The following is an 11,430-nucleotide window of genomic DNA, read 5'->3' on the forward strand; positions in this document are numbered from 1 at the left end:
CACCTTTCGCAAGACCCTGGAATCATCGAAATTAGTGATGGGAAGGACCTATTACTTCCAAGCATTGAATTCGTGGGTCATACCTATCCGGCTTCGGGTATTAGATAGCGAAGGACAGGTTGCAGCTGTTGTGGTAGCAGGCTTTAAACTAGGCGCTTCTCATGGTTTATGGTCTAGAGAAAATCTACCAAAACACCTTGCTTTGACAGTCGTTCGTGGCGATTACTATCGTCAATATGTCTCGTATATTGATGAAAATGAATATCAGGATTGGTATGGCTCGGCGGTAGAGAGTAAATTCGTTGAATATGTGGATAACTTATTCAAGGTTCAAGCAGGTGTGGGAATAAAAGCCCTTCGGGCAGGCGACAAGCTTGTTTCAGCGATTGTGCCTAATAAACGAGGTGAGCTAAATTTTGCATCGATTAGCTATGACCCTGTGTTTGAGCATTTTACCATTGTTAGCACTAGACTTGACTTGCTCTATGATAAATTTTGGTACACCCTGTCTTGGGTCCTTAGTGCCTTTATTCTGTTTAATATCGGCTTATTTATTATTTTCCGTTTGAATATTCGTCTCCACTTACAGACGGAGCAGTCACTACATCACCAGATTGAACATGACCCGCTAACCAAGTTACCTAACCGGCGCTTTCTGACACAGAACTTCGAATCCTGGGCAAATAAGTATGCTCAGGGCTTCTCTCTACTCTATATTGACCTGAATAACTTTAAGTCGAGTAATGACTTACATGGTCACTCTGTTGGTGACCAGATTCTTTGTGAAGTGGCGAGCAGAACTACTGAACACTTCCAAGATTGTATGTGTATCAGACAAGGAGGCGATGAGTTTATTATCTTGACGGGTATGCGTGATAAAGGTGAGTTAAACAAGTTGTGTAAGGCTTACCTGGAGGTGCTACGAAACCCAGTTTCGTTGGAGCATTTAGAGTTTTCCATCAAGGCTTCAATCGGGGTTGCAATCAGTCCCTTTGATGGCAAGGTTCTGGATGAGCTGCAGCGAAAGGCAGACATGGCCATGTACGAAGCGAAGCAAAAACAGAGCGATATCTGTTTTTATTCCGTGGGAATGGAAGAGAAAACCAAGCGTGCTGCTGATATTGAGAAAGAACTTCTTAATGCGTTAGAAAAGGGTGAAATGTGTGTCGTCTATCAGCCTCAGGTCGACTCACAATCCCAGAAGGTATTAGGTGTCGAAGCTTTGGTTCGCTGGCAGAGTGATGTTTTGGGTTTTGTTCCGCCCGATCAGTTTATTTCGGTAGCAGAAGCAGCGGGCGTGATTCATGAACTGGGTGAGTTCGTACTAAAAACGGCTTTGGACGAATGTCTTGACGCTTGTAAACAGAGTCAGCACGCGCCGTTTAAACTGAGAGTATCGGTTAACGTTTCGGTGAGGCAACTGCTTAATGAAGACTTTGTCCCTATGATTAAACAGCTTGTTGAAAGGTATGACGGAGAAGCGCTTACTTTGATGATTGAGGTGACAGAAAGCCTGTTTATTGAAGATTTGGACAAAGCAAAGGATGTATTGAATCAGGTCTCGTTATTGGGCGTGTATACTTCTTTGGATGACTTTGGTACAGGCTACTCTTCTCTAAGTGTACTGAGTAAATTACCTATCAATGAACTGAAAATCGATCGAAGCTTCGTTAATGATATTTTGATTGACGAGCAGGATTGGCTACTGGCAAAAAGTATTATCAACTTAAGCAAGAGTTTATCTATTCCCGTCGTCGCTGAAGGTGTAGAAACTAAAGAACAGGCTGATATTTTGGCAGCCAATGGCTGCGATGTATTCCAGGGCTACTATTTTGCTAAACCTATGCCGAAAAATGAACTGGTTTCATTCTTAAGAGAGTAGATCTTAGCTATTGCTCGTTACCTTGGCTATGAGTGTATAAGTACACTCATAGGATTTAGCTCTGTTTAGTACTATTAGCGAACATTAACCCGCGATAGGGTTTTGGGAGTAAGGGTATGCAATTTAATAAAGTGTTCATAGCGCGGTTATTTGATGATACTTAGAGCTGATTTTAGCTGAGCTCTTCAATAAGTTGGCATAAGGCTTCAGGCTCGAAGGGTTTGGGCAGGTGGGCCTTCATTCCTGCAGCAATATAAGTGTCAATATCTTCTTTAAAGACATTCGCTGTCAATGCAACGATAGGGGTGTCCGGAGCAAGCGAGTCTGTGATAATAATTTGTGTAGCTTCTAAGCCATCCATTTCTGGCATCTGAATATCCATCAGTATCAGGTCGTACTGACTTTCTCGTAAGCATTGAATACATTCTAGGCCATTGTTGGCAAACGTGATTTCTGCGCCGAGTAAGAGGAGTGTCTCGTTTACTACTAGCTGGTTAATTTTATTGTCTTCTGCCACTAATATTTTTTTGCCTTTTAAACTTTGTGTTATAGGCGTTTCTTCATCTGAGGCTATTGACGTTTGCTTATCTAGAAAGTGATTGAGTACTTTTTCACTAGTGTAGGGAGCTTCAATTAAGTGAACCGAGCTAGGCAGATCATCGAACTGGGGGATTAGGTCGCTACTTAGAAGAAGTATGGTGGGCAAGGAGTATTTTCCTAATAACGCGTTAACGCGAGTGCTTAAATCGGGTATATCCTGGTTACATGAAAATAATAAATGACTGCTTGGCTCAGCATTAATATTAAGGCCTGAACTTCTGAGATCTGCTGATATTATTTCAGTTTCGAAGGTGCAAGGGCTAACAACTTTCAGCTTAAGATTGCTGAGCTGGTTTTTTTCCTCTTCTGATAAGTGTGTAAATGATAAAACATCTTGTGATTCATCTTTGCTCTTTCGAAGCGGTATCGATACATCAAAACACGAGCCTTTGTCTAAAGAGCTATCAACTCGAATAGTTCCGAGCATTAACTCAATGAAACTACGTGAAATACTCAGGCCCAAGCCTGTTCCACCAAATTTACGGGTAGTCGAGTCATCTGCCTGAACAAACTCTCTGAATATTAGTTTTTGTTGTTCTTCACTTAGCCCTATCCCTGTGTCTTTTACTTGAATCTTTAAGTAAGGTTGCGTGTAATTCTCGGTGAGATCAATTTTTAAGGTGACCCCGCCGGTTTCAGTGAACTTGATTGCGTTCGAGCATAAATTGGTAATGATTTGCGTGATTTTGGTAGCGTCGCCACAAAGTGGAATAGCCAGATTTGGCGGCGTTAATAAGATGAAGGAAATATTCTTCGCTTTCGCTGCAAAATTCATCGATGTGGCTAGAGGTCTGATAATGTCTTCAAGGACAAAGTCTGCCTGATCCAATGTGATTTTGTTGGCTTCTATCTTACTGAAATCCAAGACGTCATTGATTATTTGAAGTAATGAGCTGCCAGATAAGACAACATTCTCAAGGTAACTTTTGACTTCGCTGTCCTGAATACGGTTATAAGTCAGTTTGCTCAAACCGATGATGCCGTTTAGTGGTGTTCTTATTTCATGTGACATATTGGCGAGAAAACGCGATTTTGCTCTAGTGCTTTGCTCAGCCATCGTCTTGGCCTCATCAAGTTCCTGCGTTCGACGCTCAAGTGCCTGCCCAGTGCGTATTTGGCTGATATATAATTGATACATTAGCGCGATGGCGATAACACTCGTGATGGCGATGACCAGTAAAAAGTAGAGTTGCAACTTGAGTTGATGGCTCCAGCTTGTCCATGTTTTCGCTTGCGCATGCTCGACTTCCTGAATCACTTTACGGCTATAAACGTTCCATTTGTTATATAAACGGCCGAGCTTTTTACGTAGCGACTTGACTAGTTTAAGGTTGGTTGCATGATTCTCTTCATGGAGTTGTGCAATCGGCTCCCCAAAACCTTTAAGTGTCGAGGTGATTTTGCTGAGTTTATCGAGGTCGCCAAATTCTTGGTGTAAAGTTTTTGTTTTTTCGCTATCAAGGTCGTTGAGTATACTGCCGCGCATAATGCGAAAACCTTTTTTCAGGTTCTTAATGTTTTTTGAACTTGTTTCGGCCTGGTAGTCCTGAATGAGGGAGATGATTTTTAGCAATTTGGGGTTAACCCCGAGATTGTTATTAATTATCGCCAGATAAGGTTCAACTGCATCGTTGTTAATGTCTTTAATTGAATTGATAGAAAAACTTACGCCCGCCAAAATAATCAGCGCGAGAAGAACGAAGATGGCAACTAAAGTTTTCGGGGTTGCTATTCGACTTGATAGAGTTTTGTGTTGTTTGCTCATTCAACTTCGATAGATTTTATTTGCCAGACGGACATGTTGTAATAGAGGTCTCTTCTCAACTCTTTATATTTATCAAAGGGGAAGACAATAAAAAACGGTCCTCTGTCATCGATGGTCATCATTTTTCCATTTTCATGGGTTGCTAGTAGTACGTCATACTTTTCTATTTCGCTGCGTTTTAACTCGGCTGTGTAATCATCAAGCGCAGTAACAAAAACACTGTCCCCTCTAGCGCCAAGTTGATTAAGTAGGTCTCCTAGAACTGGACCTTTGTAGTTTGTTGGTTTGGAAAGTACATGATTGGCGGTGACAATGCTTGACGTTTGTAGTGCCTCAATCATCCCTCGGTCAAAGTGAGCTTCGCCATCAAGTGTTGCTAAGCTTTAAGTCACCAATGACTTCGAGAATAACCTCACCTGAAGGTGGGGGAAGTAGGCTTTCGGCATGAAGAAAACAAGGTAGCAATAAGAGTGTGCATAGTAGATTTTTCATAGGATCTGTCTTCCGCTCTTTGTTTAAAGGCAAGGCGATTCTTACTTGTATAAGCATAGCAAAGATCGAAGCTAATGCTTTGCCTATTGACTCTCTCTGTAAATATGGCGAATACATGATTTGTCGCTTATCCTTTAGTGAACACATTTCATTTAGAGTCGTCAGCATTGAACGCGAAGTATTCCCTACATAAACAGGATTCCTCGGAAGAGGCTATGAACCAGGAGGGTAAAGTTAGTCAACCCACCTCGCCTGTGGGGAAGTTTGACCGTTTTGTTGATGCCTGCATTCCTGAAGCTGTGCGCGCCGATTCATCGCAAGCTCTCCAAGCCAGAACACTCATTATTTTCGTGTTAATACTGAGCTTCTTTTCAATTGTTGGTATGACATTCACTTTAATGGTAGAACAGAGCTTGCCTTGGGAGCGAGTTCTAACCATGTTCCTGATCGCACTGCAGCCCGTTTCTTTGTTGATTATGTGGAAAAAGCAACACTTACGAGGGGCGGCCTTATTCTTTCTCGCTCTTAGCTTAATTCTGGTCTGCTATGTAGATTTTATGAATAGGTCTTTAGAGGGACCTGCAAGCGTCTTATGGGTTTTACCTTATGCAATGGCGGCTATGTTAGTTGGTGCGAGAAGTGCTTTTTACATCGCCTTGGCGTCGGTTGTTCTGATTAGCTTGAATGCCACATTACTTAAACTTGACTTACTTCCTGCTTCTTTGAGTTCTCCAGAAAACTGGATTTGGCTCAAATTGATTTTTACCTTAATCGTTCTGTGTACGGTTGCATTCTGTATCTATGGCTTGATTAGCCTTGAAAAGCGTAAACAAGAAGAATTAAGTCAAGAGATTCGACTAAATAAGAAGATGATGGAGTCTCTAGAAGTTGCTACAAATGAAGCCCAGGCGGCAGCTAGAAGTAAGGAGTTGTTTTTGGCTACGATGAGTCATGAGCTTCGAACACCGCTTAATGGTGTGTTGGGGAATGCTCAGCTTCTAGCAAAAGAGATTAAGGATATTAGCGCTAAAGCTCGTGTCGAGAATATAACTTCTTCTGGTGAACTTTTACTTTCAATTATTAATGATGTATTGGATTTCAGTAAATTTGAGTCGCAGGGCGTTTCTCTGAACCTAGAGGTTTTTGATCTTTCACAGTGCCTGCGTCAACTCTATCGTTTGATAAAACCGCGTGTGCAAGAGGGGGTTCAGTTTTCTATCTCGGGTGCTGATGAACCTATTTTTATCAATACCGACCCTAACCGCCTGTCACAAGTTATTCTTAACCTCCTATCTAATGCGGCAAAGTTCACGGAGCAAGGCCATATTGGGCTAAGTATGAGTATGCTAGGTGATGGGCAGTTGAAAATTCAGGTGAGTGATACTGGAAATGGTATTTCGGAAGAGAACCAAAAACGTTTATTTCAGGATTTTGTTCAGGTGGGTGATGATACGCAAAAGCATATGGAGGGGACGGGTCTAGGTCTGGCTATCACTCGTCGTATTGTTGAACGAATGGAAGGAGATATACAGGTATATAGCTCGCTTGGTAAGGGTACGACAATGGCTGTTTATCTGCCGGTTGAGCTTGTTGAAGAACCACAAACAGACCAAGACCCGGATATCGCAAGCAATTCACTGAACGATGTTGATTATTCTGCTGTACGGGTGCTGATTGTTGATGATGTTGAAATGAACTGTGTGATGCTCGAGGCATTACTAAATTCACTAGGTATCTCTAACTGCGAAGTAGAAAGGGACGGTCTTGATGCGGTGAATAGAATAAAACAGGACGATAATTTTGATATTCTCCTGATGGACGTACGTATGCCTATAATGAACGGTCTTGACGCGACTCGCCAAATACGTGAACTTGGATACGACAAACCGGTGATTGCGGTGACGGCAAATGCTTTTGAGGAAGATCAGGAAGGCTGTCTGGAGGCAGGTATGGAGCACTTTCTTGCAAAACCCTTACGCCTGGAAGATTTACAAAGTGTACTTAACAAAGCTCTGGCCAGTACTAATCCCTCCTTAAATTGATATAAATCCACATACGCTTAGTGTCTATATGATAAAGTTCTGGCATGTTTAGATAAGTCAGGGATTTTTTATGGGGCAGAGCGTTCCACACAATATTACCTTTTACGACCAGCGTGACCATCTGTTTAACGAGCTGCATACGCGCCCCTTTCCGGTTATTTCCTCTCCTGCCAGGGTTTCTCAATTATCGGTACTGCATCAAGTAGAGCAGACTGGCGTCGACTTTCGTTTAGGGGAATATCAGCATATATGTAACTTGTGTGCCCGCTATAGTGTTAATCCACCGACTGAAGAAGCTTCTTGCTACTATCAAGACTTCGGTGGTTTCGAGTTTCGCTGGGAACGTCATACCGAGTTTTCAACTTATACCTTTATTCATCAGTTAGAAAGTCAACCTTTTGAAAAGACAGGGCTTTCATTACTGCCTTCTGAGTGGTTGGAAGCGATTCCTGGTAAGGTGATTAGTGGTTTGCATGTCGAGGTAGAAGAAGAGCAATCTCATAATTATGAAAGCTCACAATCCGCCGTAGATGCCATGCGTAATAATTTTGAGGGGCATCGCTTACTAAGTTGCTTCGTTCGCGATAAACAGGCACAGGTTTGGACAGCGTACCGGATTCATAGTGACTCCATGGGGCGCTTTCTGATCGTTAATAAGGGCTTGAATCCTTGTCAGACCGGCCGCTTGGTGCGTCGAATATTGGAGTTGGAAACCTATCGAATGATGGCTTTGTTGTCGTTTCCGATTGCTAAGCAGACAGGGCCGAATATTCATCTAATGAACTTGAATCTGGCTGAGATCATTCAGAATATCACTGAGATTAAAAACCTTGATGACGAACGTCGTTTGATGGGAGCGTTGACCCACTTATCTGCGCAGATTGAACAGACAATATCGGAAACAAATTATCGCTTCTCAGCGACTGAAGCATACTACCATTTAGCGATGAGCAGGCTCGAAGAGTTAAAGGAAAGCGAGGTTTGCGGCTTACAGACACTGAGTGAGTTTCTAAGTCGTCGTTTAACGCCAGCTTACTTAACATGTGAAACCATAGAGAAAGATTTGGATGACTTGTCGCGCAGAATTGATAGAGCCAGTGAATTACTGCGAACGCGCATGAACCTCACAATAGAATCGCAGAACCAGAATTTACTGCAGTCCATGAACCGCCGTGGCAAGCTGCAGCTGCGTATGCAACAGGCTGTTGAAGGCTTATCTGTAGCAGCGATCAGTTATTATCTGGTTGGCTTGGTGAAGTACGTCGCAGAGTCTGCAAAATCAGGCGGCTTAATCGAAAGCAGCACGCTGGTTACCGGTATTTCAGTACCTTTTGCTATTGGTTTTGTGATGTTTGGTTTGGGACGAATGAAACGCAAGCTACATAAGGAAAATGAGAAACTGAAGGGAAATAATTAAATGGCTCTTAACCGAGTAGACCGTAGGCAGAGCCTTCCACGGCTCGCTGGCGGGTTAGCACGGAGAGTCCATATAAGGGGTGGAACCCTCTGCTTACGTTCGTTAAAAACTAAAAATTTCCAGCGATATTCTTCATGCGTTCAAGCATAGAGCGCAAGCCATTGCCTCGGGTTGGGCTGATATGACGCATCAGATCCATGTCATTGAATATTGCTTCAACATCTTTAGCGACGATTTCGGCAGGTGAGCGTGCATTAAGTGTCGCCAGTACAACAGAGGCAAGGCCTTTGACGATAATGGCGTCGCTCTCAATTAAAAAGAAAAGCTTGTTGCTGGCTTCGTCAAAGTTGTGAACAAGCCAGACTTGGCTTTGGCAGCCATGGACCAGGTTTAGTTCAGTCTTCTCTGCTTCAGGAAATGCCGGGAGTGATTTACCTAGGTCGATGATATATGCGTAACGTTCTTCCCAGTCATCCAGAAATTCGAAAGCCTCAAGGATATCGGCATCCGTAGTTTCGGTACCAAAAGGGTTGTTTTTAAACATGTCTGGATTAGCAGCTTGACTCATTAATACGACCTAAAGTGATAAACGATGATTCCGAGGGCGGGATTATATCATACAGATCGAGGCTTTCTTAAGGGGTGATTTTACCCTGTTAACATGCTGTATGTAGGTCGGGCTTTAGCCCGACAATGCAGGAACTTGGTATTAGTTGTGAGTTAGAGTATGCCTCGGAGATTGTCGGGTTGAACCGCGGCCTACAACATACCCAACTCTAATTTCGCTTCATCGGTGAGCATGTCGTTACTCCAGGGAGGGTCGAATACTAGCTCTACGCTGACTTTGTCTACGTTCGGTACTTGGCCAACTTTACGCTCGACATCGGCAATCATGGATGGCCCCATACCGCAGCCAGGGGCAGTGAGGGTCATGTTGATTTTGACTTCATTTTCTACAACTTTGCAGTCATAGATAAGACCGAGCTCGACCATATTAACCGGAATTTCAGGGTCATAGCATTCACGTAAGGCTTCCCATACCTGGTCTTTACTAACGCTGCCATCGGAGGGGGTTTCAAAACTGGATACAGCCACTTCTTTGCCTAGCGCATCAGCATCTTTGCCTTCAATGCGTGCAAGGTTACCATTGACTGCAACCGTATAAGTGCCTCCAAGCGATTGGGTAATGGTGACAAAAGAGCCCTTGGGAACCATGATCTCAGTACCGGCGGGTACTAGCCGGGCTTCACATTCACGGTTGGTGACAACTACTTCTCTTTCCATATCTTAAGACTCTTCAGTAACTGAAAAACTTTCACCGCAGCCACATTCGCCTGTGACATTAGGGTTCTTAAATTGAAACATTGAATTCAGGCCGACCGTGATAAAGTCGATTTGGGTGCCGTTCAGCATGGGTAAGTCTTTGTTAGGCACAAATAGCTGCAGAGAGTCGGTAATATTAAAGACTCGGTCATCCGTTTCAGGTGCTTCGCAAAGATCGGTTTCATACATAAAACCGGAGCAACCACTGGTTTCAAGATATAGGCGCAAACCTTTCTTATCAGGTGCTTTTTCAAGCTGCTTGGATATATGTGAAATTGCTGATTCACTCAGAGTGATTTCAACTTTCGGATCAAATGTTGCCAGAGACATAATGGTACCTATTAATGCTGTATCAAGCGAACATGCGCTGAATTTTTTCTAGCGCAACAAATAGCTGCTCGACTTCTTGTTCGGTATTATAAAAAGCAAAGGATGCGCGAGCCGTACCGGGGATTGAAAGATGATCCATTAGCGGCATTGCGCAGTGGTGTCCGGTGCGGATGCCTATGCCTTGCTGGTCGAGCAAGGTGCCGATATCGCTAGGGTGTAATCCTTCAATCAGGAAGGACATCACGGGTACTTTGTTTTTTGCTGTGCCGATGATTCTTAGCCCGGGTATCGTTGCAGCTAATTCATGGGCACGTGCCAGTAATTTTTGTTCGTGAGTTTCGATCGCTTCTCTATCTAAAGAGTCCATGTAGTCAATGGCTGCAGCTAAACCAATGGCTTCGGATATCGCTGGTGTACCGGCTTCAAATTTATAGGGTAGCTGGTTGAAGGTAGTCCTCTCAAAGCTAACGCGCTCTATCATTTCGCCACCACCTTGATAAGGAGGAAGCGCTTCTAAGCGAGCTTCTTTGCCGTAAAGCACGCCGATACCGGTTGGGCCAAATAATTTGTGTGAGGATAAAGCATAAAAATCACAGTCTAAAGCCTGAACGTCGACCTTGAAATGAGGCACTGCCTGGGCACCGTCGATAACGGTGATGATATTGGCAGCCTTTGCTTTTTCAATGATTTCTTTAACAGGGTTAATCGTGCCCAGGACATTGGATACGTGGGTGACAGCGATGACTTTGGTTTTCTCGTTAATCAACTCATCAACTTGGGAAAGTGATAGCTCACCGTTCTCGTCAAAATCGAGTACTTTAATTTGCGCACCGCATTTCTCCGCCGCTAATTGCCAGGGAACGATATTGGCGTGATGCTCCATGCGGCTAACGATGATCTCGTCACCAGGCTCTAGCTGACTTGCCAAACCGTTAGCAATCAGGTTAATGGCTTCAGTTGTTCCTTTGGTCCAAATGATTTCTTTGGTTGAGTTTGCATTGAGAAATTGACGAACTGTTTCGCGTGCACCTTCGAAACCAGCCGTTGCACGGTCACCCAAGGTGTGCGCGCCTCGGTGTACGTTGGCATTATCATGATGATAGTAGTTCGCCATGCTTTCGAGCACCGCTTCGGGCTTTTGTGCACTGGCGGCACTATCAAGGTAGATCAAAGGCTTGCCATTGACCTCTTGGTTTAGAATAGGGAATTGTTCTCTAATACTTTCAATATTCATTTATCACTCAATACCTTGATAGCTCTTTATGACGCAGGTGCACTAACGACGCGATCATTTAATCTAAAGGGTAACTTAACAGCTCTGCCAGTTGCTGCTCCCAGAAGTCTGCAATAGCTTCAATTGGGGCTGCCCGAACCACTTCCAATACAAAACCGAGGGTTAGCATCAGGCGAGCCTGTTCATGCGTTACGCCACGCGTTTTAAGGTAGTACAGTTCAGTTTCGTCTAACTGACCAATGGTTGTACCGTGAGCACATTTCACGTCATCGGCATAAATTTCCAGCTCGGGCTTGGAATCGATTTCAGCAGACGATGAAAGAAGAAGGTTCTTGTTACTCATTG

The 11,430-nt window shown here is 43.7% G+C and carries 10 protein-coding genes; 3 read left to right on the top strand and 7 right to left on the bottom strand.

Annotation, left to right across the window (positions count from 1 at the left end; translation table 11 throughout):
* On the top strand, window positions 1-1,882 hold a 1,882-nt coding region (locus A3761_RS13955; RefSeq protein WP_082870248.1), incomplete at its 5' end, for an EAL domain-containing protein.
* A gap of 172 nt (window positions 1,883-2,054) precedes the next feature.
* Here A3761_RS13955 and A3761_RS13960 read toward each other — a convergent pair.
* Window positions 2,055-4,247, bottom strand: coding sequence for an ATP-binding protein (locus tag A3761_RS13960; RefSeq protein WP_068554597.1), 2,193 nt, complete (start codon window positions 4,245-4,247; stop codon window positions 2,055-2,057).
* On the bottom strand, window positions 4,244-4,588 hold the full coding sequence (locus A3761_RS13965; RefSeq protein ID WP_082865419.1) for a molybdopterin-dependent oxidoreductase: 345 nt from the start codon (window positions 4,586-4,588) through the stop codon (window positions 4,244-4,246). The genes A3761_RS13960 and A3761_RS13965 overlap by 4 nt, the downstream gene beginning before the upstream one ends.
* 366 nt (window positions 4,589-4,954) lie before the next feature.
* Between A3761_RS13965 and A3761_RS13970 the strand changes: the two genes are divergently transcribed.
* Window positions 4,955-6,781, top strand: coding sequence for an ATP-binding protein (locus A3761_RS13970; RefSeq protein WP_068553457.1), 1,827 nt, complete (start codon window positions 4,955-4,957; stop codon window positions 6,779-6,781).
* 70 nt (window positions 6,782-6,851) lie between these two features.
* Complete coding sequence (locus A3761_RS13975) at window positions 6,852-8,198, top strand: DUF3422 family protein (protein WP_068513152.1); 1,347 nt, start codon at window positions 6,852-6,854, stop codon at window positions 8,196-8,198.
* Between the two features lie 109 nt (window positions 8,199-8,307).
* Here A3761_RS13975 and A3761_RS13980 read toward each other — a convergent pair whose 3' ends face one another.
* The 5 genes from A3761_RS13980 to A3761_RS14000 all read right to left on the bottom strand — a co-directional run.
* Entirely contained in the window at window positions 8,308-8,766 is a 459-nt protein-coding gene (locus A3761_RS13980; RefSeq protein ID WP_068553456.1) for a SufE family protein, read from the bottom strand.
* A gap of 191 nt (window positions 8,767-8,957) precedes the next feature.
* Window positions 8,958-9,482 carry a putative Fe-S cluster assembly protein SufT gene (gene sufT / locus A3761_RS13985; RefSeq protein WP_068513147.1) on the bottom strand — a complete coding sequence of 175 codons (525 nt, stop codon included), beginning with the start codon at window positions 9,480-9,482 and terminating at the stop codon, window positions 8,958-8,960.
* 3 nt (window positions 9,483-9,485) lie between these two features.
* Window positions 9,486-9,851, bottom strand: a complete 366-nt coding sequence (locus A3761_RS13990) for an iron-sulfur cluster assembly accessory protein (protein WP_068513144.1) — start codon at window positions 9,849-9,851, stop codon at window positions 9,486-9,488.
* Between the two features lie 22 nt (window positions 9,852-9,873).
* Window positions 9,874-11,085, bottom strand: a complete 1,212-nt coding sequence (locus A3761_RS13995) for an aminotransferase class V-fold PLP-dependent enzyme (RefSeq protein ID WP_068513142.1) — start codon at window positions 11,083-11,085, stop codon at window positions 9,874-9,876.
* A 58-nt stretch (window positions 11,086-11,143) separates the two neighbouring features.
* Window positions 11,144-11,430 (bottom strand): SufD family Fe-S cluster assembly protein (locus A3761_RS14000; protein WP_068750367.1); only part of this gene is annotated, 287 nt, incomplete at its 5' end.

Source organism: Oleiphilus sp. HI0123 (assembly GCF_001635315.1).